This is a genomic window from Acinetobacter halotolerans (assembly GCF_004208515.1).
Taxonomy (GTDB): domain Bacteria; phylum Pseudomonadota; class Gammaproteobacteria; order Pseudomonadales; family Moraxellaceae; genus Acinetobacter; species Acinetobacter halotolerans.
The window spans coordinates 123,296-148,747 of sequence record NZ_SGIM01000003.1 but is presented as its reverse complement, the minus strand read 5'-3'; the positions used below and the strand labels follow the sequence as shown (position 1 = coordinate 148,747).

Here is a 25,452-nt window from a genome sequence, read left to right as displayed (position 1 = left end):
CTCCATTATTCAGCAATCTAATAAGATATGGATCGAAAGTTGAAAAAAATGCACTGTAATATTTCATCTGTTTAGATGGACATGGTATTAATCATTTATTTTCATATAACTAGAAAGTTCTTCAAATTCTGATTCGACTGCCTGAATCGCAAGTTGCTCCATTATTCTAAATTTATTTAATACCAATTGTCCTAATTCCGTGACCATTGCACCACCACCATGCGTTCCTCCAGTTTGGGTTTCCACTAGATCGGAATGAAAACATTGGTTCATTGTTTCCACCAACTGCCATGCCCGTCGATAGCTCATACTCATGGATTTTGCTGCTTGAGAAATTGAGCCTGTTCGTTGGATCGCTTCAAGTAACTCAGCTTTTCCTGGTCCAAAAGCAATTTCATTTTCAGCCATTATACGAACATGAAATTTTAAACGTGCTTGCGTCATGAATAGATGCTCATAGATGATTTGATGGCACTTTTCGCACCATCAAATCTAAACTTAAAAATTAGAAATGAATCACAGTACGAATAGATTTACCTTCATGCATCAAATCAAAGGCTTCATTAATCTCCTCAAGCGGCATGGTATGCGTTACAAAAGGTTCAAGTTGAATTTCACCTTTCATCGCATCTTCTACCATTTTCGGGAGTTGCGAACGACCTTTCACCCCACCAAAAGCTGTACCCATCCACTTACGACCTGTGACCAGCTGGAAAGGACGTGTCGAAATTTCCTGACCTGCACCAGCTACACCAATAATCACTGATTGTCCCCAACCACGATGTGCACATTCCAACGCAGAACGCATTACATTGGTATTGCCAATACATTCAAAAGAATGATCAACGCCCCAACCTGTCATTTCTACAATCACTTGCTGAATAGGTTGTTCATAATCTTTTGGATTTAAACAATCCGTTGCACCAAACTGTTTCGCCAATTCAAATTTCTCTGGATTTGTATCCACCACAATGATTCGCCCAGCTTTAGCCTGACGAGCACCTTGTACTACAGCCAAACCAATTCCACCTAAACCAAAGACCGCAACGCTGTCGCCCTCTTGTACTTTCGCCGTGTTGTGCACCGCACCAATACCGGTGGTTACGCCACAACCCAACAAGCACACTTGTTCATGATTTGCTTCAGGATTGATTTTTGCCAAAGATACTTCAGCCACAACCGTATATTCGCTGAAAGTTGAACAGCCCATGTAATGATAAATCGGTTGGCCATTATAAGAAAAACGAGTCGTGCCATCAGGCATCACACCTTTGCCTTGAGTTGCACGAACCGCTACACATAGATTGGTTTTGCCAGATTTACAGAATAAACATTCTTTACATTCTGCCGTATAAAGCGGAATCACATGATCGCCGACCGCAACACTAGTGACCCCTTCACCAACCTGAACAACAATACCAGCCCCTTCGTGACCTAATACTGCTGGGAACACACCTTCAGGATCATCACCTGATAAAGTAAAGGCATCAGTATGGCAAACACCTGTATGCGTGATTTTAATGAGGACTTCACCTGCTTTAGGTGGCTCAACATCAAGCTCTACGATTTGTAACGGTTCACCTGCGGCAAAAGCAACGGCTGCACGAGATTTCATACCTTCATCCTTTATAGTTGATTGAGGGTCAGTTGACGTTTCACAGAAACTTGACAAAGGAAGTCGCCATTGCCTGTGTTTCATGTCTTATTCATGTTGTTAGAGCTTAAACGCAATGCATGATTAGAATGTCAACAAACCCCATGTTTTATGTTTATGTAACATTCCTCTGATTTTATGCTGATATTCAACATCATCAAATAGATGTAATGCTATCTTTACATAAGTAGACAACATTTCACGCAAAAAATGATAAAGAATGCATACCACTTTAGAATGATAACGTTGGTTGTTGTATTAGGATTAAGCAGTTGTGCTTTACCCCCAAATCAAAACCATGATCGGAGTAATCCCTTGCAAACAAAAACAAAATGGATAAATGATCCTCAAACCGATCTTAATATTGAAAATGGTTTAACTGCATTTTTAGCTTTGGATGATGCTTTTTTAAGTATTGCATCTCGTATCCATTTAATCAGGAATGCTAAATACCACCTTGATTTGCAATATTATATTTGGAATGACGATCCCATTGGCAACTTAATGTTGTCTGAATTACTCAATGCTGCGGATAGAGGGGTAAAAATTCGATTACTGATTGATGATCAAAATGGCGTCAAACTTGATAAAACTATCAAAGCGTTATCCATACATCCAAACCTAGAAATCCGGATTTTTAATCCTTATAAATTTAGACACTTGAGATTCATTGATTATATTTTTAGGTTAAAGCAAATTAATCATCGAATGCACAATAAACTCACGATTGCTGATTCATCAATTGCAGTGACAGGTGGGCGAAATATTAGCAGTGAATACTTTGATGCAAGTGATCAGTTTCAATTTAGTGATATGGACATCTTATTTTATGGAGCGTCTGTCGATCATGCCGTAGAGGTCTTTAACGAATTTTGGAATAGTGATTTAAGTTATACTACCGAACAGTTGATCGGCCAAGGTACACCGCAACAATTTGAAAACATAAGACAAAGTTATCTGGCTTTTGATGAAGAAAACACGCTCACCGAAAAAAAGCTCGAAGCGGCACAAGATTATTTAAAGATACGCTTGCAAAACTATCCAGTTCAATGGGCAAAAGCGCATTTTGTTGCGGATCGTCCAAATAAGGCGTCAGGTCAAGCTAATGATCAAGAACTGCTATATTCGCAAGTCTTAAAGATTATGGGGACACCCACGCAGCACATGGAATTGGTTTCGGCCTATTTTGTGCCAACTCAACGTGGAACAGAATACTTAAGCCAATTATCGAATAACGGTATCAAAGTTAGGGTGCTCACCAATAGTTTGGTCGCTAATGATGTCGCTGTGGTACATTCATTTTATAGTCAATACCGTAAAACACTTCTACAAAATGGCGTACAACTTTACGAGTTCAAACCCAATATCGAAAGAAAAAAACGGACGTGGTATGAAATCGCAACGGGTAGCGTAATTCCTGTAAAAGGTAAAAATCGCTCAAGCCTACATGCAAAATTCTTTGATGTAGATGGTAAAGTTTTTATTGGTTCTTTTAATTTTGACCCTCGTTCTGCGCATTTAAACACTGAAGTCGGTTTGGTCGTGGAATCGAATCATTTGCAAGATCAAATTACAGCGATGCTCGATCAGCATTTACTCCAAGTCGCCTATCAACTTAAACTTGATTCAGATGGCAATATTGTTTGGTTCGAACATAAGGAAAATGGTCAGGTAATCGAACATCACCACGACCCTGAGAGCACAAAATTCCAAAGATTTAGCATGAATGTTGTGTCTTATTTTCCAGTGGAATGGATGATGTAGTGATATTAAACCAAATCAATTTCCTTAAAAAATTGTCGATAAGCATCCGCTTTTTTCTCTAAGGCTAAAGGATATGCTCTTGATGATGACGGTAAGCGGTATAAATTGAGCTCACGATTGGCATAATTTACTTGAACCGATTGACCAATCATCGGCTTAACTGCTGGCGCTGGAAAATGCTGCATCAAAGTATCAGTTGCTTTGTCCCCTGTGGTCAGGATGGTATGGCACATTGGAATTTTTGCTAGCAATTGCGATAAATCCGTTGGTGTAACGATTTCCAAAAACTTGTCCGAAGCATTACCTTGCAGTCGTTTAACTCGATAGGCGGTATCAAATATTCCAACACCAATTTGGGTTAAAAAGTCACGGATAAGCTGTTCTTTAAAATTTTTATTCGGTAGGTCTAAAAAATAGTCTTTGTCTTTAAAGAAAATTAATCCAAATATTCGCCACATATCATTTTGGTAGTTTGGATAATAGAAATCCATCTTCCATCTACTTTGAGGCGGTGGAAAACTTCCTAACATGAGCAGTTTTGCATTGGCAGGTAAAAATGGTAGTAGAGGATGTGTTTCTATTTCTATGTCAGTCATTTATATAAAAAACCAAATTTAAAATTAAGTGAATAATTCTGATCATTTTATAGAAATTTCTTGTTTTCTGCTTGTGCCTTTTCGTATAGCAACATTTCAACGTGTTTAATCATTTATCGAAACTTGAAAAGTGTGGGAAAATTACCGTAAAACTCGTTAACAGGAATTATCATGATTACATTACATCATTTAGATCAATCACGTTCTTTTCGAATTTTGTGGTTACTTGAAGAAATCAAACAGCCATATCAACTACAGCGCTATTATCGTGATTTAACCACACATTTAGCACCTGAGTCCTTAAAAAACATTCATCCTTTAGGTAAATCTCCTGTGATTGAGTGGCAAGGTAAAATCATTGCAGAATCAGGTGCCATTGTAGAGTTATTAATTCAGAAATTTGCACCTCACTTATCGCCAAACATCGACGATGCTAGTTATGTAGACTATCTACAATGGATTCATTTCTCTGAAAGCTCTGCTATGTTGCCATTTCTATTAAAAATTTTTAATGAGATAGAGACTAAGCAAGGTACGCAGTTGGTATTCCTAGAGAACTATACTCAAGTTGAATTTGATAAAGTTTTTGGTTATCTAAACGAGTATTTAGAAAATAAGTCATATTTAGTGGAAGATCGTTTAACTGGAGCAGACTTTATGATGGGGTTTGGACTTCATGCCTTAATCCATCAAATGGAACAAGCTAAAAATTACCCAAATATTCAAAAATATGTCGAAGGATTAAGTTTATTACCTAGTTGGAAAGCGGCCATAAAAATTGAACAAGATGGAGTGAAAACCTAAAACGAAAAATATTATTAAATCAGTTCCTTAAATAGATGGATAGAATTTAATTCTATACCGAGTTAAGTAGTTAGCTCGGTTTTCTCTTTTTCGTACTACCCATTTATTACGAGTTCAAGGCAGTAGAACAACGAGGTATACGAGTGTGATGATCAAAATTACAATTCCCTTTTATGGTTTTTAACTTTCTTCTTTTCCTTCTAAGTCACTAAAGTAGGATTCACAAAAAATTTTATACACTACAGAAATGGAAAGCCCTGAAAGGGCTTTCCAAAAAATTCATTTTTTATGTGTTGAATTCCTGCATAGACATTTCACCTAAATAACAAATGGACAGCGCAAATAGGTTTTCAGGTTCTGCTGTAGGGTCATTTTTTCTAAGCCATTCCAGACCAATTACACCAAGCTCATTTAATTTTGATTTGGAAACTGGTGGTAAAAAGGTTTCTAATGGTAGTTGAATACTAAAATTCCTTGTATTACCGCTATTTTTCTTATCATTAAAAGTATAACCAATTAAATACCAATGATATTTTTGTTCAGACATTTCTTATTCTCAAGTTAAATTGTTGAGATATTTTTATACCACAGAAACTCAAAAAACCCACTCAAAACACATGTACCTGTCTATTTTTTGTCCCACTGCTATAGACTCACAGTAATTAAAGTCTTAGTAAGCAAACCTCTCTTTTCAGATGATTCGATAGATGCTTTCTCCAAGTTACAACCAAGTTAGCAAATCTGGATTTTTAGATTTGATAAATTGATGCTCATTCACACTCAGCAACTGTGGTTCACCATTGACTAACTTCAAGGTAGTAACACTTGTGTTCGCAATCGACCAGCTTAGCGCGAAAGTACGTTGCACACTTAGCTCAAGTAATTTACCGACTACAACTGAGATCACTCCACCAGAGGTGAAAACAACAGCTTCTTGAGGTTGTTTATTCGCCAATTCAGTACACAAATTATGTAATGCACTTTCTACACGCATTTTAAAAGTGATCCAAGATTCGTCATATTCATGATGAAATTCTTCATTTGTCCAACGAGCAATCGCCTGATCAAAAATCTGAAATAAATAAGCTCTTGGATCTACTTCTTGAAAGACATCTTGTTTTAAGACTTCTGGTTGAGCAAATCGTGGTTCATACAACGAAAATACTTGCTGATGATTAAACTCATTCCATAATCCATCAATTTTGTATTCTGCTTGAGGAAAACATTCCTTCAGTGAAATTTGTGTGGTTTGCTGATGACGTTTCATGCTTCCTGAAACGATGTAAGGCGGTTCAGTAAAAAGATGCTTAAAATATTGCCCCAAAAGTTTTGCTTGCGCTTCACCATTTTCAGATAGTTCATCATAGTTACTTTTACCAAATGAAGCCTGACCATGTCTGACTAGATAAATGATGGTCATTTAAACACCTTAATTTCAGCAATTTTAAAAATTGATTTCAGTTTTATCATAGCGTTGACTAGTTGTGCAAAATATTTAATTAGCTAACTATATGGAGTAAATTTCATCAATAAAATCATTAAATTTACTTAGGCTATTTTAAAGTATATCAACTTCACCATTTAGCATATTTACCACAGGTTGGTTACTGCTTAAAGAAATTTAAAGGCAGCTTTAAGTAACGTATGCCGTTGGACTCAGGTTCTGGAAAACGTCCGGCATCCATGTTGATTTGAATAGATGGCAAAATCAGTTTAGGCATAGCTAAAGTCGCATCTCGTGCTTGTCGCATATTCACAAAATCTTGTCTGCGGGTTTTAGCATCTATATGAATATTACTCTGTTTTTGTGCATTGATACTTGTTTCATAACAGTATTCACTTCTTCCTTCAGGTTTGTAATCATGGCAGAGAAAAACTCGTGTTTGATCAGGAAGCTCATATAGAGCTTGTACAGAATCAAATAAAGTATCTGCACTGCCTTTGGGAAAATCACAACGTGCCGTACCGTAATCAGGCATAAATAGTGTATCGCCTACGAACACAGCATCACCGATTACATAGCTCAAGCATGCAGGTGTGTGCCCAGGTGTCGGGAGATTAAATGCATCCAAGTTACCAATGCTAAAATGCTCATTATCTTTAAATAAATAATCAAAGGTTTGATGTGTATTAAAATACTTTATATCAATGCCATATATCGCACTAAAAGTTTCTTGAACAATGCTGATCTTTTGACTCATCGCAACTTTTCCGCCCAATTTTGATTTTAAATATTGCGAAGCCGTTAGATGGTCTGCATGTACATGTGTTTCCAATATCCACTCAACTTTTAATTGATGATCCCCAATATACTGAATGATTTGATCCGCGCTTTCAGTCGAGGTTGAAGCTGATGCAGCATCATAATTCAATACACTATCGATTACAGCACAACAGTTCGTTTGTGGATCGTTCACTACATAACTAAATGTATTGGTATCTTGATCAAAAAAAGCTTTAACTTGAGGATGTTGCATTTTATTTCTCCGACCGTTCAACCCATACATAATGGATAAACATACCAAACAGCATTGCCATAATGAAATACCAAATCTCAGAATAACCCAAACCAATCAATGTAATTGCAGGCGCAGGACAAACACCTGCTATTCCCCACCCCATACCAAATAGTAAGGCTCCAATCACAAGTTTCTTATCAATTTGAGTATTCGTTGGTAAAGTAATTTTTTCTCCAAATAATGTTTTTGGATGACGAATTGCTTTTTGGAAAGGAATAATCGCAACGGCAATTGCTCCAATCATCACAAACATTAAACTAATATCCCACTGACCAAAGATATCTAAGAAACCCAAAACCTTTTCTGGATTTGACATCCCAGAAATCATTAAACCTAAAGCAAATAAACCACCAAAGAAAAAAGCGAAAATATTTTTCATTACATCGCTCCCACTAGATGACGAGCTATATATACCGTTACGATCCCAGCAAACATAAATATCATCGTTGCGATTATTGAACGGATAGATAAACGACTTATCCCACAAATACCATGTCCACTGGTACAACCTGACCCTAGACGTGTACCAAAACCGACCAATAAACCAGCAATAATCAAGGCTATCGGCGATGACGCTAAGATAATTTCAGGCTGAATAAAAAATTGATAAATAAATGGGGTGATAAGCAAACCTAACAAAAACCAGAAGGCAGAACTTTTAAGCATTGACTTGGGTTGAAGTAGTTGGGCGATCAAACCACTAATACCTGCGATACGACCATTCACATATAAATAACCAACGACTGCTAATCCAATAAGAACACCACCAAACAATGCCATCAAAATGCTATACATATCTCACCTCAACATTATGTGTTTTTATAATATATTATTTAGCATAATAATATAAGCTATTTTTTACCCAATGTAATAATTGATTTATCTGTCTTTATTCCTCAAAATTTAGAATCATTGATCAAGCTCTACTTCTATCATACTGACAAAAAACCATTACTCAAGCATCATGTTGTGCATATTGCACAATTGAACTATAATAAGTGCATATACAACATGAGGGTTTCATCATGAGTGCATTACTAAAACAACCCGCAGACAAAAAAGTAGTCCTCGCTAAAGCGGTCCTCAATGCGGCAGAGCAACTTGACCTAAAACAAGTACAATTGGCCGCCATTTTAGGTGTACACCGTACAGCGATCAGCCGATTAAAAAACAATCCTGAGCTAGATCCTGCTTCTAAACAAGGTGAATTGGCGCTATTGCTTATTCGTCTATCACGGGCATTATATGCTTTGACTGGTGGAGACACGGACTGGATGCGTCACTTTATGAATACACCAAATCGTGTGACTGGTGGCGTTCCTGTTGAACAAATCGAAAGTGTGAGTGGACTGGTGTCTGTTCTGCAATTTGTTGATGCAATTCGAGGTAAAGTATGACGGCCATTGAAAAAAATCTATGGCAACAGTGTGAAGGAAATCAACAAATAACGCCTCTATCTGGTACTTTATATCGTTTAGTTGAGAGCCAAGAACAAATTGCGACACGACAATTAGTTGACACCTTAGAAGAACAAGCACTATTGGAGGATATGCTGGAATTGGTTAAACCACCCTATCCTCAAAACTCAGACCACTTACATTATCTACTTAAGACGCCTTTTCGCTACCCGCCATTAAAATGGGGTTCACGTTTTGGTCGGACATTTGAACCAAGTATTTTTTATGGCGGATGTAACATCGCGGTCACACTGGCAGAATCAGCTTATTATCGCTTTGTATTTTGGCATTCAATGGATGGAAAACCTAAGAAAAACACGATACGTACCGAGCACACCTTATTCTCAGTCGATTATCAATGTATCAAAGGAGTTCGTCTACAATCTCCCCCATTTGACCAATATCTTGATTTCATCGCTCACCCGACAAACTATAGTTATGCCCAGCAACTAGGTACAGCAATGCGGAATGCAGGCATCGAGATATTTGAATATCCATCTGCCCGTGAAAATAATCATGCCGCTTGTGTAGGACTATTTACTGCTGAGTGCTTTAGCCAAAATAGCCCCAAAGATAGAGAGCAATGGTTCTGTGATATTGGTGCGGATGAAGTTATATTTAAAGCCGTTGAAGATTCAAGCATTGTTCGTTTTGAATTATCACAGTTTTTACAACAAGGTGAATTTCCAATGCCAGCATAAAATGGCAACTCTCATATAAAAATGCCCCGATATATCGGGGCAAATAAAATAACGTTTTTTAACTAACTAAATCTTCAACGCCAATCAATTTTGGTAATTTCTCAATCAATTTGTTTAACTCAGCATTTGCTGGCGAAATACAGCCCATGTAGTGACTTAGATTGGTTACTGTACCATCTGGACGTGACCATGAAAAATATGCATTCTGTTGATCAGTTGCAGTCTCCTCACAAGCTGTAGTTTTTACACTCGTACCAGTTTCAGGGCGATAAGTTTTCAGCTCTTGTTGAAGCTTGCTATAAACTGAAGGATCAACGGTAATATCTTGTGTGCCTATAACTTTGGTATATTGCTTACCGTCAAAATGAACCTTTCCTGAGGGAGAAATTTCAACAGAATAAATTGGGCATGCACCAAAACAAGGGCTCGTTGAGTAACGAATCGTTTCCTGTACGGTATCTTGAGGCTGTTGAGTTGTTGTTGCACAACCAACTAAAGAAAAACTAAAAAGACCTGCAAGTAATAATTTTTTCATTTATTGATCCATTATTAAGAATGTTGTTTAAATTTAACAAATTGTGAAATATTTGTCATTTAAGTAAGTAGAAAAATTATAAATTTCATCTAATTTTTACTTAGGCTATTTTGGGATTTAATCATCACCTGTTGAATAATTGAATTAATTTGCTTGAGACTGAAGAATTAATCGAGCAAGCTCTAAATCATCGGCATAAGTGATTTTAATATTATCTGAACGCCCCTGTACAACCTGCACAGGCTCACTGATATATTCCAAGGCACTTGCTTCATCAGTGATATTGATTTGGGCTGCCAAAGCAGCCTCAATCGCATGTTTGAGCGTTTTTAATTTTGCCATTTGTGGTGTTTGTGCTTGCCATAAATGCTCACGACTGACGGTTCTTTCGATCTGATTATTAGCATGTACATATTTTAAAGTATCGCGCACTGGTATCGCTAAAATCGAACTTTGATTTGCTTGTACCGATGATCGTACTAATTTCTCCAAACACGCTGTTGTTACACATGGTCTTGCGGCATCATGTACCAGAACCCAGTCATTTTCATCTGCAATATCAGATAAATAAATTAAGGCATTAAGCACTGAATGAACGCGTTCTGCTCCACCTGAACAAAAGTGCAATTTTTTTGAATGTCGGAAAGCAAGTGTTTCCGCATGATTGTCTTGCTCACCAATTGCAAGTACACATCCGGTCAAATTCAATGTATTTAAACGGTTGACCGTATGCTCAAGTACAGTTTGATTTTGGATGTATTGATATTGTTTGAGTTCCGTTTTGGAAAAGCGACTGCCCGAACCTGCTGCTGGTACAACCGCCCACAGCTTAGTTTTCATTGGTTGCGGTATCTACTTTTGCATTTGGATCAATATAAATGGGTTTGTAATGGGTACTGATGGTACTCATTTGCACAAAGGTTTCATTAGGTTTGACTAAACCTAAATCTAGGCGTGCATGTTCCTCAATTGCCTCACTTCCATTTTTTAAATCAAAAACTTCTGCGGCCAAAATGCGGTTACGCTCTTTTAACTCAGTGTTGATTTCAGCTTGTTGTTGAATTTGGTGGGTTAAAGCCTGATGAGGAACGTATCCGCCCTCACCTAGCCAAAACCGATACTGTAAACTTGCAATCAAAACGATTGCAAGTAACAGAATCAACTTACTTGAAGTAGATCGAAAAATCTCTAACATAAAAAACTCCCTATATCCCTCTTTAAAGGAAGATCAGTCACGAATTCTATAGGATTCTGAATTCGTGAAGTTTCTCTCTTTTGTAAAGAAAGAGGGTCAGGAGAATTCAACATAGCTGAGATTGACCTTAATTTAGACCTTTAAACTCAGCTTTACCGCGGTAAGCTGCTTGAGTTAATTCTTCAATACGAAGTAGTTGGTTATATTTTGCAACACGGTCAGAACGACATAGTGAACCAGTCTTGATTTGACCTGCTGCTGTACCAACTGCTAAATCAGCAATAGTTGAATCTTCTGTTTCACCTGAACGGTGTGAAATAACAGTGCTATAACCATTTGCTTTAGCAAGGTAAATTGCATCTAAAGTTTCAGTCAAAGTACCGATTTGGTTATATTTGATCAGAATAGAGTTACCTACTTTCTCATCAATACCACGTTGTAAAATCTTAGGATTGGTTACGAATAAATCATCACCAACTAATTGGATTTTATCACCAAGGATTGAAGTGAGGTAGCTCCAACCTTCCCAGTCAGACTCATCCAAACCATCTTCGATTGAGATAATTGGATACTGGTTTACAAGACCCGCTAAGTAGTCAGCAAATTGATTGCTAGTAAATGCTTTGTTGCCTTCACCCGCAAGAATGTATTGACCATTTTTGTAGAATTCTGATGATGCACAATCAAGCGCAAGCATAATATCAGAACCTGCTTTATAGCCAGTTTTTTCAATTGACTCAAGAATAACAGTAATTGCTTCTTCATTAGAACGAAGGTTCGGCGCAAAACCACCTTCATCACCAACTGCTGTATTTAGACCTTGTTTCTTTAAAACGGATTTTAAAGAATGGAAAATTTCAGCACCTGCACGTAGCGCCTCAGAGAATGAAGTGAAACCGACTGGTTCAATCATGAACTCTTGAATATCTACATTATTATCCGCATGTGAACCACCATTGATGATGTTCATCATTGGAACAGGCATAGTCAAAATTGTTTGGCCACGAAGATCTGCGATGTATTGGAAAAGCGGTGTTTTCTTTTCGTCAGCAGCAGCACGTGCAACCGCTAAAGACACAGCTAGCGTTGCATTAGCACCTAATTTTTCTTTGTTTTCAGTACCATCAAGCGCGATCATTGTATTATCAATGTCTTTTTGCTCGAAAACTGATTTACCCAACAAAGCATCACGAATCAGTGTGTTAACGTTATTAACTGCTGTACGAACACCTTTACCTAAGTAACGTGCTTTATCACCGTCACGAAGTTCTAAAGCTTCACGAGAACCAGTTGAAGCACCAGATGGTGCACATGCACGACCAACAATCCCAGATTCTAAAATTACGTCTGCTTCGATGGTTGGGTTACCACGAGAGTCCAAAATTTCGCGCGCACGAATATCAACGATTTGGCTCATGAACAATTCCTCTGTTGAATGAATAATAAATTAAACCCATATTTCCTTAGCATTCCCCTTCTATAGAGGAACTCAAAGGGGAAAGATTGGTTTAATGTGTATCTAACTTTTTGAATCCTTTAATCAAAGTATCCAATTCTTTTAATTGTGCCAAAAATGGCTCAAGCTGAGATAAACGCAATGCACAAGGTCCATCACATTTTGCATTTTCAGGATCTGGATGAGCTTCCAAGAATAGACCAGCTAAACCCGTTGCCATGCCAGCACGTGCTAAGGTCGTGATTTGCGCACGACGTCCACCAGCAGAATCTGAACGGCCACCTGGTGTTTGCAAAGCATGAGTCACGTCAAAGAAAACCGGTACATTCATTTCTTTCATCGTGTCAAAACCCAGCATATCAACAACCAAGTTGTTATAACCAAATGCAGAGCCACGTTCGCAAAGAATTAATTTGTCATTTCCAGCTTCTAAACATTTATGCAAGATATGACGCATTTCATGTGGTGCTAGAAATTGGGCTTTCTTGATATTGATAATCGCTTGTGTCTTTGCCATTGCTTCAACAAGATCAGTCTGACGACTTAAAAATGCTGGCAATTGGATAATATCCGCAACTTCCGCAACAGGTGCAGCCTGATAAGATTCATGCACATCAGTAATAATCGGAACATTGAACTGTTTTTTTATGTCTGCAAGCCATTCGAGTCCTTTTTCCAAACCCGGACCACGGAATGAATTTAAGCTTGAGCGATTCGCTTTATCAAAGCTAGCTTTGAACACGTAAGGAATATCTAAGCGCTTGCAAATATCGACATAAGTTTCAGCGATTTCAAAGGCTAAATCTTTTGATTCGAGTACGTTCATTCCGCCAAATAATACAAATGGCAAATGATTTGCCATTTGTATATCGCCTAAACGTACAACTTCTTGTGCTTTTAATTGTGACATCTAAACTTTCCCAGTTTATTTAAAGCCTACATTATTTACTTCTGATGCTGTTTTTTTGCAGCCTCAATAAAACTAGCAAATAATGGATGTCCATCACGTGGTGAACTTGTAAATTCCGGATGGAATTGTACAGCAATAAACCAAGGATGTTCAGGAATTTCTACAGTTTCAACTAAATGTTGCACTGATGAATAACCCGAGACCTTCATTCCAGCTTGTTCAAGTGTTGGAATAAAACGATCATTCATTTCATAACGATGGCGATGACGCTCAACAATTTCAGCTTGGCCGTAGATGGCACGGATTTTTGCACCCTCAACCAATTCTGATTTTTGTGCACCTAAACGCATTGTACCGCCTAGGTCTGACTCAAGACTACGATGCTGTAATTCGCCACGTTCATCTAGCCATTCTGTAATTAAACCAATCAGTGGATACTTAGTTGAACGATTAAATTCAGTTGAGGTTGCTTCAGGCAGTCCTGCAACATTACGCGCATATTCAATCACCGCCAATTGCATCCCTAAGCAGATACCTAAGAATGGAACACCATTTTCACGTGCATATTGAATCGCACGCATTTTACCTTCAGTACCACGCTCACCAAAGCCACCTGGTACTAAGATCGCATCCGCAGTTTCAAGTACAGAAATATCCTGACCTTCTAAGGATTCAGCATCAACATAATCAATTTGTATTTTAACGCGATTTTGAATACCTGCATGTAAAAGTGCTTCATTTACAGATTTATAAGCATCTGGCAATTCAACATATTTACCGACCATTGCAACACGCACGATATATTCTGGGTTTAATAATGCATCAACCACATTATCCCAGTCTTCAAGATTTGCTTCTGGAAGATCGTTATACCCAAAGCGTTCGCAGATTAAATCATCCACGTTTTGCTCAGAGAAATTACGCGGAATTTGATAAATCGTTTTTGCGTCTTTACATACAACAACTGCACGTGCTTCTACATTGGTAAACAATGCAATTTTACGTTTAGTATCTGCATCGACATCATATTCAGTACGGCAGATAAGAATATCTGGCTGGATACCAATCGAAAGAAGCTCTTTCACAGAGTGCTGGGTTGGTTTGGTTTTGAGTTCAGCAGCTGACTTGATATATGGCAATAAAGTTAGATGCATCAACATGGTACGTTTGTGACCCAGCTCAACCATAAGCTGACGCACAGACTCCATAAATGGAAGTGATTCGATATCACCCACTGTACCACCGATCTCAACGATCGCTACGTCGTAACCTTCACCAGCACGTAAAACACGTTCTTTAATATTATCTGTAATATGTGGAATAACCTGGACTGTACCACCGAGGTAGTCACCACGGCGTTCTTTGTTTAAAACGTCTTGATAAACACGTCCACTGGTAAAGTTATTCAACTTCGTCATTTTTGCACGACGTAGGAAACGTTCGTAATATCCCAAATCTAAGTCAGTTTCAGCACCATCCTCTGTGACAAAAACTTCACCGTGCTGAAATGGGCTCATGGTACCTGGATCGACATTGATATATGGATCCATTTTTACCATCGTGACTTTTAAGCCACGTGCTTCCAAAAGTGCGGCAACAGAAGCAGCAGAAATACCTTTACCTAGTGATGAAACCACACCACCAGTGACAAAAATAAAATGGGTCATTAAGTTTCTCGTACAATCGAGCCGAAATCGGCCTACAATGTTGGGCAATTTTACTGTACTCTGCCCCTATAAAGCAAAGTCAAACCGCTTCAATTCAAAGAACTATAAACAACTGGTTATTCTATCAGCATTTTCAATAAAATTTTATGGGTATTGTGGAGATTTCATACATAATTTACTTTTAATAAATCAAAAACCCCGTTTTTATAGAAAAATCCCCTTCTAACCTCAATGCTTCGTCACTTCAAAATAGCTACTCTCATGCAAGCATTTATAAAATATCAACAAACTCAATAAAACCTAGTGCTTTTTTCAGTTAAGTTTGCTGTTATAATCCTCAACGTCCTTATTTGATATGTTGTTTTAGCGATGGCGAATAAAAAACTTTTAATTTGTGCAGCACTTGCGACTGGTCTTTTACTTACAGCTTGTGTGAAAAAAGAAGAACCGAAGAACGAAGAGCAAACTGAACAGGCTGCTGAGACACAAATGACAGAGCAACAGCCTGAAGCTGCCAAGACTGAAGTGTTTGAGTCTTTAGAAAGTATTAATACAGAAGAAGCTCCCGCTCCTGTAATTGAAACGACGCGTGAAGAAACTGAAAATACGACCACTGAAATTCGTCGTGAAACTCGACCTGCTCAAACCCAAAGCACAAATAATACGGCTGCCCAATCTGAAGCTCCTCGTACAGAACAACCGAGTGCACCAAGAGTTGAACAGCCAAAACCATCTAAATCGAATACTTCTGGTCAAAGTGAAGAAGATGCTGTCGCTGCTGCAATTGCTGCTGCAACGCCTGCATTAAATAATTAATCTCTTAAAATAAGCGTTTAAAAAAGCCAGTTAAATGTAACTGGCTTTTTTATATAGAATATTAAAAACTTCTAATAATTCTTAAAGAAATCTGCCATCAACCGAGATGCCCAAGACTTCACCGTTAAACTCTCATAGAAGCCACAGTGACTTCCCTTTTTCGTAGTGATCACTACCATATTATCCATCTGCTGAATCTTGTCCTTATACGGCTCTAAATTTTTAATTGAACAAACCGGATCGTCCTCTGCATTTAGAATCATTAATGGGATTTTGATATTTTCAAACACATAAATTGGGTTTATGGCTTTACAATAAGTTTGATAATCCTGATAGCCAGCCATTTCAAAATAGGCTTTTTCAAATTCTTCTAGGCTTGTTGTCGCCAATACCTTTTCAAGAGAAGCAACCCGACTCCAGATATTTTGATAAGGGTAAATAAAATGTTTAAATAATTTTTTGGTCATCAATTTGCTATAGAAAGGATGAACATTTTTAAAGCCAATTTCTGTGTCATAACCAGGACACATAGCGAAAGCTGCTTTAAATGGCGTATCTTCACCTTGCTCTCCCAAATAACGTACCAATAAGCCTGTTCCCGCAGAAGATCCCACTGCGTATAAATCAGAACTTGGGAACAGTTTCTGGATATGATCAAGTTGTTCTTTGAGATCACGGGTTGAACCAAATAATGAAATTTGCGGTACAGGCATAGGTAAACCTGCATGGCCACGGCGTAGACAAAGTGCAATTCGCCATCCCGTGTATTGATGTAAATCTTTGACCAACTCTCGCATACTTTCAGGCGTACCTGTAATCGTATGCATGATCACCACAGTGGGTGTAGTGACAGGCAGATGATAACCATACCAAGCAATCGCAGTAACACCACCATCTTGCATGGTAAGTTGGTCAATACGATCATATTCTAATTTGATTGTTTTCTTTCTAATAATATCAAAATATAAAAGATGGACATGTGTATTGCTCAACCAAGGTGTCGGGCGATACTTTTGCTTTAATTGAGGTAACTTCTCCAGAACATCTTTAATTTTGCCTTTTGGGTGATAATACATTTTTGGTGGTTCGGCACCGAGTGCCAAATCAAATAGATTCAAACCTAAATTTTTAAGTTTATTTAGAGTGAATATACCCATACTTCATTCCTCCCTCTACTAGGGCCTAAACGACTGTCGCACTAAATCTGCGACTTGTTTCCCCCAAATTGCATAAACTTCTTTACTAGGATGGAAACCATCCTTTGCCATCGGAAAATTTAGAGCCTGTAAAGCTTCGATATCGTATGCAATAAATCTAAATTGTTCTTGTGTAGCGAGCCATTGTTGTAAGGTTTTATTCATTTGCTCTGCATATTTTCCAAACAACCAAGCCAATGGCTGAGGCAGTGCTGGAAAATGCTGCATAGGTGGTACTCCTGATACAATAACCAATTTTGGCTGAAAGTGGTGCTGTATTTGGGTAAATAATTGTTTTTGTTGTTTTATCCAAGTCCTGGCAGAAATCAGTTTAGTGACATCATTAACACCAATCGAAGTCACCACAACATCATATTGTTGTTGGTTTAAACCCTGTACTGCCCGAAATAACTGTTTAGTGGTATTACCCGTTTTTGCGTGAAGTTTCCATTGCAAAGCATATTCCGTTTTTAATTCTGAGATAATCATCCCAGACAAAGCTTCCTGTTGTGTTTCAACACCAACGCCTGCCGCAGCAGAATCGCCTAAAATCAAAAGAGAAAGGGAATGACCTTGACCAACGCACCCTTCTCGCTCGCCACTAGGTTCAGACAACTGTGGTGTATTCTTACGAACTCGCGTTCCCTGTACAATCAGTATAGGGAATAAAGCAATCGTTGAAAGTTTTAGCCACATTTTAATGATCTCTAAGTTACTTAGGCTATTTATGGTTGAGCAGTTTGGTATTTTGCTAATCGAGCGCCCATTTGTTCTGCCAACGCTGCTAAACCACTCATTGGACGAATCATGACCTCAAAATCAGTAATTTCCCCTTGATCATTAAAACGAATCATATCAATGCCTTTTAATGATTTTCCGCTTACATTGGCACTAAATTCGAGTACGACGCTTTCGCTATCGTCGGTATAAAACTCTCGATGATAGGCAAAATCTTGAAAAACCTGAATGACATTACTCAAGATAAAGAAAACAACCTGTTTCCCTTCATAAGGCTTATATGCGACGGGTGAACGAAAAACCACTTCCTCTGAAAGTAAATCACTTAAAATGGACAAATTACCTGTTTTAATCATTTGATGCCAAAGTTGTACAGCTTTTCTTGTTGTTTCAATCGCCATTGTTATATTTCCTTGGATTTTAATCTTTAATGGAATGGACATTTCCCCCTAAGAGAAAATGTCCATAAAATTTATTTATAGCACCGCAGCCAATTCAGCACCTTGACGAATCGCACGTTTCGCATCTAATTCACCTGCTTCTTTCGCTCCGCCAATCAGATGAACATTCTTACCATCTGCTTTAAGCTGATCAAACATTGCTGTATAAGACTCTTGACCCGCACAGATCACAACATTGTCGACTTCAAGAACAGTGCTGTGACCATTCACAGTAATATGCAATCCTTGATCATCGACTTTGTCATAACTAGCACCAGCAATCATTTTGACATCACGGTGTTTTAAACCAGTACGGTGAATCCACCCTGTAGTTTTACCTAAACTAGAACCAACGGCAGCACTCTTACGTTGTAATAAGTAAATTTCACGTTCAGACTTTTCGAGTTCAGGTTGTTTTAAACCACCAACATGCTCATAAGTGGTATCAATGCCCCATTCTGCATAGAATTTTTCAGGATTTAAGCTACCACTTTCACCTTCATGGGTTAAATACTCTGCTGTATCAAAGCCAATACCACCAGCACCAATGATTGCGACACGCTTACCAACAGGCATACGCTCTTTTAATACTTGGAGGTAGCTTAATACTTTTGGATGATCAATCCCTTCAATCTGTAATTGACGTGGCGTAACCCCTGTTGCAATCACAATATCATCGTAATCTGCTTGGCTAAGCTCTTCATAAGTCACAGTATGATTCAGGACCAATTCAATATTAGGTTGTAATTCAATTTGACGCTTGAAATAACGTAAGGTTTCATAGAATTCTTCTTTACCTGGAATGGTTTTGGCAATATTGAACTGACCACCAATTTGATTACTTGCATCAAACACTTTTACCTTGTGACCACGACTTGCAGCATATACCGCAAAACTTAAACCTGCAGGCCCTGCACCAATGACTGCAATATTTTTCACCGCATTGGTTTCTTTGAAAATTAACTCAGTTTCATAACATGCACGTGGGTTAACTAAGCATGTTGCAATACTCATTGAGAAAATATGATCTAAACATGCTTGGTTACAACCAATACAGGTATTAATTTCATCACTACGACCTTCACTCGCCTTCAATACAAACTCAGCATCAGCAAGCATCGGACGTGCCATAGAGATCATATCAGCATGCCCAGAAGCCAAGACATACTCCGCCATTTCTGGTGTATTGATACGGTTAGAAGTAATTAATGGAATTGATACTGTGCCTTTTAGCTTTTCAGTTACCCATGTAAACGCAGCGCGAGGTACTTTGGTTGCAATCGTTGGGATACGTGCTTCATGCCAGCCAATACCCGTATTGATAATCGTTGCACCTGCTTTTTCGATTTCTTTGGCGAGTTGTACCACTTCTTCTAACGTTGAACCACCTTCAACTAAATCAAGCATGGACAAACGATAGATAATAATGAAATTCTCACCAACAGAAGCTCTGGTACGTTTTACGATTTCGATTGGAAAACGAATACGATTTTCATAACTTCCACCCCACTCATCATCACGATGATTGGTACGAGCGGCAATAAACTCATTAATGAGGTAACCCTCAGAACCCATAATCTCAACACCGTCATAACCCGCATATTGAGCTAATTTGGCGCAGTTGGCGAAATCATCAATCGTCTGCTGAACTTCAGCTGAAGATAAGGCTTTAGGTTTAACTGGATTGATTGGTGCCTGAATTGCAGATGGTGCAACGTTATCAGCTTGATATGAATAGCGTCCTGTATGCAAAATTTGCATCGCAATTTTACCACCAGCATCATGTACAGCTTGGGTAATCACTTTATGCTTTTCAGCTTCTTCACGTGTATCTAATTTAGTGCCATGCGCAAATACCACACCATCATCATTTGGAGAAACGCCGCCAGTAACAATTAATCCAACATCACCTTTCGCACGTTCAGCATAAAACGCTGCCATACGTTCATAACCTTGCGGTGCTTCTTCCAAACCAATATGCATAGATCCCATCAGTACACGGTTTTTCAATGTAGTAAAACCTAGATCAAGTGGTTCTAATAAATGCGGATAAGCTGACATGTGTTCTCCTTTGGCTAGCAATCTACTTGCTAATGCAACTTGTTGCACAAACTTATAAACAAGATTTGATTTTTATGCAACATTTTGCATAATCTAAAGAGTCACTTTTTATTTCTTGGATGGTTATGTCACTTGCCCATGTTTTATTGACCAGCTTATTAGAAAAACCAAGCACAGGTTTTGAGTTAGCTCGTCGTTTTGATCGTTCAATGGGCTTTTTTTGGAATGCAACTCATCAGCAAATTTATCGCGAACTCAATGGTATGCTGAAAAAAGAATGGATCTCCACCTTAGAAGAGCAAACAGCCAATAGTCGAAAAAAAACTTATCAAATCGAACAACTTGGAAGAATACAGCTCGCAGCTTGGATTGAACAACAAAGCGAACCAGCACAACTACGCGATGACCTCATGGTCAGATTAAGAGCTGAAGCACAATTGGGCGGTAATAACATCCTACCCGAACTTGAGAGACATCTAGAATTACACAAAGAAAAATTAAGTCTGTATCAAGCAATACATGATAAAGACTTTAAAAATACTGAACCGACCAATCGCGTTTTGTTTATCCATAAAATGATTCTTGAACTCGGTATCATTAAAGAAAATGAATGGATAAAATGGTTAGAACAAATGATTCCTCAACTTAAAAAGTTTGAAGAACTAGACAAAGGAGAAAAATAATGCCGTTTTATACCATGCCTGATCAAGAAAAATTATTTGTACGACGCGTTGGTGAAGGAGAACCTGTGCTCGTTCTATCTGGGCTAGGTATGCAAAGCTGGCAATGGCTTCCTTTCTTATTTACGAATCGCAAGCAATATGAATTTATTATTCCAGATTGGCGCGGTTTTGGTGGCTCTAAGCATTGTGCAATTCCCGAGACGGATGCGATTTCTAGTCATTGGAATGATATTGCCCATCTGATTAAACAATTAAAATTAGATCAGTTTATCTTAATGGGCTACTCCATGGGTGCAACTACAGCGATGCATGGCATGAAACATGGTGGTTTAGCAGAAAAACTCAAAGCTTATCTTCATATTGACCAAACCCCTAAGATTTCAGTAGACGACTCTTGGCATTATGGCTTGTTTGGAGAAAAGCATGCTCAATTCAAAAATCTGCTTCTCGATATTCAAACACTTTTACTCAATTATAAGCATGCACAAAAGCTTGAAGATCTACCAAGTGATATACGTTATAAACTGGTAAGTTTATGGGGAGCGTTTATTGAACTACAAAGTAGCAATACCTATAGCCCTAAAATTTTTAGACTCGCACTGAATCGCCCTTTCCTACAAAAATACTTACTGCCGATTCAACGCTTAGATTACTTGCTTTGGTATGTTGAAAATTATTTAAATCACAATGAAGACTATAGAGAAGCCATTGGCCAAGTAAACTGTCCAACTACCTTTTTTATCGGTCGTGAATCTAGCCTTTACCCTGAAACAGGTCAGACACTTATTGCAAAGAGTGTAGCAAATGCCAAAACAGTTTATTTTGAACGTTCTGGACATACGCCGCTGATTACCGAACCTAGAAAGTTTAGTCAGGAAATTGGGTATTTTCTTACTGCTCAGTCTATATCGGCAGTCTTGTAATATTTTAAAAATAAAAAAGCCAGTCTAATTAAGACTGGCTTTTTTAGAAAAATTATTTTTTATGTCGCATTTGCTCTGCAACATCTAATAAAACTTGTTCGGTTTTATCCCACCCTAAGCAGCCATCTGTAACAGACTGACCATAGGTCATATCACAAGAAATCTTCTGATTCCCATCAACCAAATGACTTTCTAACATGACACCACGAACTTTAGATTCAGCACGCTCAATAATAATTTGCTGCAAAACCTGTGGCTGTAACAAAGGATCTTTACCACTATTACCATGACTACAATCAATCACCAATGCAGGTAAATGTTTATGTTTAAAATGCATTGCCTGAATGGAAGCTAGATCATAGTTCTTTCCGTGATTTGAACCGCGTAAAATTAAATGCGGTAATGGATTACCTTCACTGTGCAAAATTGCAGGTAAACCTTGTTGTGTCATTCCTAAAAATTGATGACCATGTACCGCAGATTGGATTGCATCTAAGGCAATTTGAATCGAACCATCCGTACCATTCTTGAAGCCAATGCTGTATGGCATATGACTGGCAATCTCACGGTGAATTTGAGATTCGCTGGTACGGGCGCCAATTGCCCCCCAAGCGAGTAAATCATCAAAATAACCAGTTGCCATAGGACTGAGGATTTCACTCGCGATTGGTAAACCTTTCTCAATCAACTGTAAATAAAGCGCGCGTGATTTTTCTAAACCAAGTTGTAAATCCGATGATCCATCTAAATTTGGATCATACAAAAAACCTTTCCAACCCACTGTTGTCCGTGGTTTTTCAATATATGCGCGCATCACAAGAAATATCTGATCTTTTACTTGTTCTTGTAGTTGCTGTAGACGATCAGCATATTCTAGAACGGCGATAGGATCATGAATCGAACAAGGACCTGTAATCACCATTAAACGGTGATCTTGTCCTGATAAAATATTCTGAATCGTTTGACGATGTTTTGAAATTTGCTGCGCTAAAGTAGCAGACAAGGGATACTGCGCTTTAAGTTGCGAAGGTAAGCTGAGCATTGTTTCTTTTGTATGACTTTTTGATTGTGTTAAAGCAGTATTTAAAGCGTTCATTGGCAATTCCTTTGGACTGTCGCACAGTCCCAATATTTATTTGAGCAAGTGTGATCTAAGCGATGTTGATTTCTTTGCAAAGTAAAACCAAGAAGTCTTGCTAAAATATGAAACGTTAAATATGTACATGCTATTTCTCCTAAAGTGATGAATGTTAAAGCATAAAAAAACCTGATCGGGGTTGCCGATCAGGTGTTAACTGGTTGGGCAACCTTTTGTTGCCCGAAACGCTTCAGGCAACTAAATATATTGCCAAAAATAAAAATAAGCGTTGGTGTTTACAGTATGCTTTAACATCATTATTTCAAATATCTAAAAAACTGTTCTTCCTTACTAAACTACGCACTATTGGAGCATTTGACAAGTTTTTTTTCTCCTTTTTTAAACAGAGCTTAAAAGAGTGAAATTTGACCTTTAACCCATCCATCAATAGAATAGTGTAAAAATAAACCCATTTGAGATCACGCCGATGAAGTAAGTTCTATTTTTATCATCAAAGTTCATTTTCTTTTTTGATGTGCAAAATAGACTTATCTATCCCTTAGTGATTTGTATTTTAAAAATTCTCTATCTCATTCTATTTTGCATATCCTGTTTATGAGGTTCTTATGACTCAACAGGCATGTATCATTACCAATCTAACGCTAGAACTATCTCAGCTTAAGCTCTTTGAAAGCCTATCCTTTCAACTCCCCTTAAAACAATTTTCTGGAATGATTGGTCGTAATGGCCAAGGTAAATCGGTATTAATGTCTATTCTGCATAGACAAGCAGCCAGCAACTTATCCTATTCAGGTCAAATTACGTGGCAATGCCCACATCAATATTTGGCGCAACTTCAGCGTGTGCAAGCACAGACCATTGCACACGCCTTAGAGATTGAAAATTTATATTCAAGTTTTCAGCGTATTCAACAAGGTAGCGCTTCATTTGCAGACTATGAACAAGTTGAAAATCGGTGGCATTTGCCTATGCAATGGCAGCAGCTCTTAGAAAGCGCTGGCTTACCCACAGATCTCAGCACACCTATTCAACATTTAAGTGAAGGTCAAAAAACCAAACTTGCACTTTGTCGCTTATTTCTACTTAAAGATCATTATCTACTACTTGATGAACCCAGTAATCATTTAGATAGTCAAGGTCGTCAATGGCTAATCGACCAAATGGCTCAACATACTCCAGGTGGACTCATCATCAGCCATGATCGGCAGCTATTGGCTCATGTACAAAGTATTTTTGCATTAAATCAATTTGGTTTAAATTATTATGGTGGGAATTATGCACTTTATCAGCAACAGCATAACCTCCAAGTCAAAGCCTTGTCACAAGCTGTTCAGCAAGAAAAAAGAGAATTGAAGCATCTTAAGGAACAGCAACACCTCAGCCAAATCAAAGCACAAAAACGCAAAAAAACTGGTGAAAAGTTAAGGTCGTCTGGTTCGCAAGCTCCAATCTTGTTGGACGCAAAAAAAGAGCAAGCCGAGCAATCACTCTCTCATCTACGTAAGCAACAGAGCAAACGATTAGCCGATGCAAAAGACGAGTTGCTGCATAAGCAAACTCAACTGGAACATTTGAAACCACAATCTTTTGAATTTACTCCAATCTCGGGAAAATCATCAGGGGAAATCTTACGCTGTCATCAGCTTAAATTGGCTTTTGCGAATACCACTCCCCTTAATCTTGCAATCTCTGCTAGAGAGAAATTGCATTTAAAAGGTATAAATGGCATTGGTAAATCAACTTTACTAAAGACCATCCACGGTCTAATTCCTCCAGCGTCAGGAGAAATTTATTGCAAAGTAAGTTCTATTTATCTAGATCAGAATCTTTCATTGCTTGACGAAAGTATATCGGGCGTTGATTATTTATGTAGTTTTGATTCAAATTTAACCGAGCAACAAGCGCGAACCTTGCTGGGAAATTTACAAATCCGTAGAGATAAAGCACGTGCTCCTTTAGCAACTTTAAGTGGTGGCGAACGCTTAAAAGTAGCGTTGCTTGCGTTGAAACAACAAACTGTAGAACTATTACTTTTGGATGAACCAGAAAATCATCTCGACATCGAATCACGCGAATTACTTGCTCTGGCAATTCGCTCTTTTAATGGTGCTATGATACTGGTATCCCATGATGAATCTTTCGTAGAAGAATGCGGAATTTCAGAAGCTTACTTATTGCGATAGTATTCTTTCTTATATTTAGAAATAAGCATAACAACACTATTGTTGTTATGCTTAA

Annotated in this window: 27 protein-coding genes; 8 read left to right on the top strand and 19 right to left on the bottom strand. The window is 38.1% G+C overall.

Translation table 11 applies throughout. From position 1 onward, the window contains the following. Positions 1-87 precede the first annotated feature (87 nt). Together EXE30_RS04880 and EXE30_RS04875 are read right to left on the bottom strand one after the other, a co-directional pair. Positions 88-444: a winged helix-turn-helix domain-containing protein gene (locus EXE30_RS04880; RefSeq protein ID WP_130161440.1), complete on the bottom strand. Its 357-nt coding sequence runs from the start codon at positions 442-444 to the stop codon at positions 88-90. A gap of 61 nt (positions 445-505) precedes the next feature. Beyond that, the gene (locus EXE30_RS04875) at positions 506-1,615 is read right to left on the bottom strand and encodes an S-(hydroxymethyl)glutathione dehydrogenase/class III alcohol dehydrogenase (protein ID WP_130161439.1); all 1,110 of its coding nucleotides are present in this window, start codon (positions 1,613-1,615) and stop codon (positions 506-508) included. Between the two features lie 276 nt (positions 1,616-1,891). On the opposite strand from EXE30_RS04875, the gene EXE30_RS04870 reads away from it, so the two are divergent. Beyond that, positions 1,892-3,418: a phospholipase D family protein gene (locus EXE30_RS04870; RefSeq protein WP_130161438.1), complete on the top strand. Its 1,527-nt coding sequence runs from the start codon at positions 1,892-1,894 to the stop codon at positions 3,416-3,418. Positions 3,419-3,423: 5 nt separating this feature from the next. Here the strand turns inward: EXE30_RS04870 and EXE30_RS04865 are convergent, their stop codons facing one another. Then, positions 3,424-4,014, bottom strand: a complete 591-nt coding sequence (locus EXE30_RS04865; RefSeq protein ID WP_130161437.1) for a uracil-DNA glycosylase family protein — start codon at positions 4,012-4,014, stop codon at positions 3,424-3,426. 171 nt (positions 4,015-4,185) lie between these two features. On the opposite strand from EXE30_RS04865, the gene EXE30_RS04860 reads away from it, so the two are divergent. Beyond that, entirely contained in the window at positions 4,186-4,818 is a 633-nt protein-coding gene (locus tag EXE30_RS04860; RefSeq protein ID WP_130161436.1) for a glutathione S-transferase family protein, read from the top strand. 286 nt (positions 4,819-5,104) lie between these two features. Here EXE30_RS04860 and EXE30_RS04855 read toward each other — a convergent pair whose 3' ends face one another. The 5 genes from EXE30_RS04855 to EXE30_RS04835 form a co-directional block, all read right to left on the bottom strand. Next, complete coding sequence (locus EXE30_RS04855; protein WP_130161435.1) at positions 5,105-5,365, bottom strand: hypothetical protein; 261 nt, start codon at positions 5,363-5,365, stop codon at positions 5,105-5,107. Positions 5,366-5,539: 174 nt separating this feature from the next. Next, positions 5,540-6,238: a histidine phosphatase family protein gene (locus EXE30_RS04850; protein WP_130161434.1), complete on the bottom strand. Its 699-nt coding sequence runs from the start codon at positions 6,236-6,238 to the stop codon at positions 5,540-5,542. A 184-nt stretch (positions 6,239-6,422) separates the two neighbouring features. Continuing rightward, positions 6,423-7,295 carry an MBL fold metallo-hydrolase gene (locus EXE30_RS04845; protein WP_130161433.1) on the bottom strand — a complete coding sequence of 291 codons (873 nt, stop codon included), beginning with the start codon at positions 7,293-7,295 and terminating at the stop codon, positions 6,423-6,425. Between the two features lies 1 nt (position 7,296). After that, positions 7,297-7,716: a YeeE/YedE family protein gene (locus EXE30_RS04840; protein WP_130161432.1), complete on the bottom strand. Its 420-nt coding sequence runs from the start codon at positions 7,714-7,716 to the stop codon at positions 7,297-7,299. Then, the gene (locus EXE30_RS04835; RefSeq protein WP_130161431.1) at positions 7,716-8,132 is read right to left on the bottom strand and encodes a YeeE/YedE family protein; all 417 of its coding nucleotides are present in this window, start codon (positions 8,130-8,132) and stop codon (positions 7,716-7,718) included. Before EXE30_RS04835 ends, EXE30_RS04840 begins: the two co-directional genes overlap by 1 nt. A 230-nt stretch (positions 8,133-8,362) precedes the next feature. On the opposite strand from EXE30_RS04835, the gene EXE30_RS04830 reads away from it, so the two are divergent. Together EXE30_RS04830 and EXE30_RS04825 are read left to right on the top strand one after the other, a co-directional pair. Then, positions 8,363-8,734, top strand: coding sequence for an MbcA/ParS/Xre antitoxin family protein (locus tag EXE30_RS04830; protein WP_004671256.1), 372 nt, complete (start codon positions 8,363-8,365; stop codon positions 8,732-8,734). Then, a complete protein-coding gene (locus EXE30_RS04825) occupies positions 8,731-9,495 on the top strand; it encodes an RES family NAD+ phosphorylase (RefSeq protein WP_130161430.1) in 765 nt (254 codons plus the stop codon). The genes EXE30_RS04830 and EXE30_RS04825 overlap by 4 nt, the downstream gene beginning before the upstream one ends. A gap of 58 nt (positions 9,496-9,553) precedes the next feature. On the opposite strand, the gene EXE30_RS04820 is transcribed toward EXE30_RS04825, so the two are convergent. From EXE30_RS04820 to EXE30_RS04795, 6 genes are all read right to left on the bottom strand, one after another. Further along, on the bottom strand, positions 9,554-10,030 hold the full coding sequence (locus EXE30_RS04820) for a DUF6438 domain-containing protein (RefSeq protein ID WP_130161429.1): 477 nt from the start codon (positions 10,028-10,030) through the stop codon (positions 9,554-9,556). Positions 10,031-10,174: 144 nt separating this feature from the next. After that, a complete protein-coding gene (ispD, locus tag EXE30_RS04815; RefSeq protein ID WP_130161428.1) occupies positions 10,175-10,870 on the bottom strand; it encodes a 2-C-methyl-D-erythritol 4-phosphate cytidylyltransferase in 696 nt (231 codons plus the stop codon). Next, positions 10,860-11,225, bottom strand: coding sequence for a cell division protein FtsB (ftsB, locus tag EXE30_RS04810; protein ID WP_004671267.1), 366 nt, complete (start codon positions 11,223-11,225; stop codon positions 10,860-10,862). Before ftsB ends, ispD begins: the two co-directional genes overlap by 11 nt. A gap of 127 nt (positions 11,226-11,352) precedes the next feature. Then, positions 11,353-12,642, bottom strand: coding sequence for a phosphopyruvate hydratase (gene eno, locus EXE30_RS04805; protein ID WP_004671269.1), 1,290 nt, complete (start codon positions 12,640-12,642; stop codon positions 11,353-11,355). Positions 12,643-12,733: 91 nt separating this feature from the next. After that, positions 12,734-13,591, bottom strand: coding sequence for a 3-deoxy-8-phosphooctulonate synthase (gene kdsA, locus EXE30_RS04800; RefSeq protein WP_130161427.1), 858 nt, complete (start codon positions 13,589-13,591; stop codon positions 12,734-12,736). A gap of 35 nt (positions 13,592-13,626) precedes the next feature. Continuing rightward, positions 13,627-15,258 (bottom strand): CTP synthase, encoded by a 1,632-nt coding sequence (locus tag EXE30_RS04795; RefSeq protein ID WP_130161426.1) that lies wholly within the window; start codon positions 15,256-15,258, stop codon positions 13,627-13,629. 369 nt (positions 15,259-15,627) lie between these two features. Here EXE30_RS04795 and EXE30_RS04790 point away from each other — a divergent pair, with 369 nt between their 5' ends. Further along, a complete protein-coding gene (locus tag EXE30_RS04790; protein ID WP_130161425.1) occupies positions 15,628-16,074 on the top strand; it encodes an internalin in 447 nt (148 codons plus the stop codon). A gap of 71 nt (positions 16,075-16,145) precedes the next feature. On the opposite strand, the gene EXE30_RS04785 is transcribed toward EXE30_RS04790, so the two are convergent. The 4 genes from EXE30_RS04785 to EXE30_RS04770 all read right to left on the bottom strand — a co-directional run bounded on the left by EXE30_RS04785 (position 16,146) and on the right by EXE30_RS04770 (position 20,509). Beyond that, positions 16,146-17,231 (bottom strand): YheT family hydrolase, encoded by a 1,086-nt coding sequence (locus EXE30_RS04785; RefSeq protein WP_130161424.1) that lies wholly within the window; start codon positions 17,229-17,231, stop codon positions 16,146-16,148. Between the two features lie 18 nt (positions 17,232-17,249). After that, entirely contained in the window at positions 17,250-17,966 is a 717-nt protein-coding gene (locus tag EXE30_RS04780; RefSeq protein ID WP_130161423.1) for an SGNH/GDSL hydrolase family protein, read from the bottom strand. A gap of 29 nt (positions 17,967-17,995) precedes the next feature. Next, complete coding sequence (locus EXE30_RS04775; RefSeq protein ID WP_130161422.1) at positions 17,996-18,409, bottom strand: nuclear transport factor 2 family protein; 414 nt, start codon at positions 18,407-18,409, stop codon at positions 17,996-17,998. 75 nt (positions 18,410-18,484) lie between these two features. Further along, positions 18,485-20,509, bottom strand: coding sequence for an NADPH-dependent 2,4-dienoyl-CoA reductase (locus tag EXE30_RS04770; protein WP_130161421.1), 2,025 nt, complete (start codon positions 20,507-20,509; stop codon positions 18,485-18,487). A gap of 125 nt (positions 20,510-20,634) precedes the next feature. Between EXE30_RS04770 and EXE30_RS04765 the strand changes: the two genes are divergently transcribed. Continuing rightward, complete coding sequence (locus EXE30_RS04765; protein ID WP_130161420.1) at positions 20,635-21,192, top strand: PadR family transcriptional regulator; 558 nt, start codon at positions 20,635-20,637, stop codon at positions 21,190-21,192. Beyond that, on the top strand, positions 21,192-22,115 hold the full coding sequence (locus EXE30_RS04760; protein WP_130161419.1) for an alpha/beta fold hydrolase: 924 nt from the start codon (positions 21,192-21,194) through the stop codon (positions 22,113-22,115). The genes EXE30_RS04765 and EXE30_RS04760 overlap by 1 nt, the downstream gene beginning before the upstream one ends. A 52-nt stretch (positions 22,116-22,167) precedes the next feature. On the opposite strand, the gene EXE30_RS04755 is transcribed toward EXE30_RS04760, so the two are convergent. Then, positions 22,168-23,211, bottom strand: coding sequence for a 3-deoxy-7-phosphoheptulonate synthase (locus EXE30_RS04755; RefSeq protein WP_130161418.1), 1,044 nt, complete (start codon positions 23,209-23,211; stop codon positions 22,168-22,170). 608 nt (positions 23,212-23,819) lie between these two features. Between EXE30_RS04755 and EXE30_RS04750 the strand changes: the two genes are divergently transcribed. Then, entirely contained in the window at positions 23,820-25,397 is a 1,578-nt protein-coding gene (locus EXE30_RS04750) for an ATP-binding cassette domain-containing protein (RefSeq protein WP_130161417.1), read from the top strand. Positions 25,398-25,452 lie beyond the last annotated feature (55 nt).

Bases quoted from the DNA above. Each gene is read 5' to 3' on its own strand.
- kdsA (WP_130161427.1), bottom strand. From the start codon at position 13,591: ATGTCACAATTAAAAGCACAAGAAGTTGTACGTTTAGGCGATATACAA.
- ispD (WP_130161428.1), bottom strand. From the start codon at position 10,870: ATGAAAACTAAGCTGTGGGCGGTTGTACCAGCAGCAGGTTCGGGCAGT.
- EXE30_RS04775 (WP_130161422.1), bottom strand. From the start codon at position 18,409: ATGGCGATTGAAACAACAAGAAAAGCTGTACAACTTTGGCATCAAATG.
- EXE30_RS04870 (WP_130161438.1), top strand. From the start codon at position 1,892: ATGATAACGTTGGTTGTTGTATTAGGATTAAGCAGTTGTGCTTTACCC.
- EXE30_RS04825 (WP_130161430.1), top strand. From the start codon at position 8,731: ATGACGGCCATTGAAAAAAATCTATGGCAACAGTGTGAAGGAAATCAA.
- EXE30_RS04835 (WP_130161431.1), bottom strand. From the start codon at position 8,132: ATGTATAGCATTTTGATGGCATTGTTTGGTGGTGTTCTTATTGGATTA.
- EXE30_RS04765 (WP_130161420.1), top strand. From the start codon at position 20,635: ATGTCACTTGCCCATGTTTTATTGACCAGCTTATTAGAAAAACCAAGC.
- EXE30_RS04855 (WP_130161435.1), bottom strand. From the start codon at position 5,365: ATGTCTGAACAAAAATATCATTGGTATTTAATTGGTTATACTTTTAAT.
- EXE30_RS04770 (WP_130161421.1), bottom strand. From the start codon at position 20,509: ATGTCAGCTTATCCGCATTTATTAGAACCACTTGATCTAGGTTTTACT.
- EXE30_RS04840 (WP_130161432.1), bottom strand. From the start codon at position 7,716: ATGAAAAATATTTTCGCTTTTTTCTTTGGTGGTTTATTTGCTTTAGGT.
- EXE30_RS04750 (WP_130161417.1), top strand. From the start codon at position 23,820: ATGACTCAACAGGCATGTATCATTACCAATCTAACGCTAGAACTATCT.
- EXE30_RS04785 (WP_130161424.1), bottom strand. From the start codon at position 17,231: ATGGGTATATTCACTCTAAATAAACTTAAAAATTTAGGTTTGAATCTA.
- EXE30_RS04790 (WP_130161425.1), top strand. From the start codon at position 15,628: ATGGCGAATAAAAAACTTTTAATTTGTGCAGCACTTGCGACTGGTCTT.
- eno (WP_004671269.1), bottom strand. From the start codon at position 12,642: ATGAGCCAAATCGTTGATATTCGTGCGCGCGAAATTTTGGACTCTCGT.
- EXE30_RS04755 (WP_130161418.1), bottom strand. From the start codon at position 23,211: ATGAACGCTTTAAATACTGCTTTAACACAATCAAAAAGTCATACAAAA.
- EXE30_RS04860 (WP_130161436.1), top strand. From the start codon at position 4,186: ATGATTACATTACATCATTTAGATCAATCACGTTCTTTTCGAATTTTG.
- EXE30_RS04865 (WP_130161437.1), bottom strand. From the start codon at position 4,014: ATGACTGACATAGAAATAGAAACACATCCTCTACTACCATTTTTACCT.
- EXE30_RS04880 (WP_130161440.1), bottom strand. From the start codon at position 444: ATGACGCAAGCACGTTTAAAATTTCATGTTCGTATAATGGCTGAAAAT.
- EXE30_RS04795 (WP_130161426.1), bottom strand. From the start codon at position 15,258: ATGACCCATTTTATTTTTGTCACTGGTGGTGTGGTTTCATCACTAGGT.
- EXE30_RS04780 (WP_130161423.1), bottom strand. From the start codon at position 17,966: ATGTGGCTAAAACTTTCAACGATTGCTTTATTCCCTATACTGATTGTA.
- EXE30_RS04760 (WP_130161419.1), top strand. From the start codon at position 21,192: ATGCCGTTTTATACCATGCCTGATCAAGAAAAATTATTTGTACGACGC.
- EXE30_RS04850 (WP_130161434.1), bottom strand. From the start codon at position 6,238: ATGACCATCATTTATCTAGTCAGACATGGTCAGGCTTCATTTGGTAAA.
- ftsB (WP_004671267.1), bottom strand. From the start codon at position 11,225: ATGTTAGAGATTTTTCGATCTACTTCAAGTAAGTTGATTCTGTTACTT.
- EXE30_RS04875 (WP_130161439.1), bottom strand. From the start codon at position 1,615: ATGAAATCTCGTGCAGCCGTTGCTTTTGCCGCAGGTGAACCGTTACAA.
- EXE30_RS04845 (WP_130161433.1), bottom strand. From the start codon at position 7,295: ATGCAACATCCTCAAGTTAAAGCTTTTTTTGATCAAGATACCAATACA.
- EXE30_RS04820 (WP_130161429.1), bottom strand. From the start codon at position 10,030: ATGAAAAAATTATTACTTGCAGGTCTTTTTAGTTTTTCTTTAGTTGGT.
- EXE30_RS04830 (WP_004671256.1), top strand. From the start codon at position 8,363: ATGAGTGCATTACTAAAACAACCCGCAGACAAAAAAGTAGTCCTCGCT.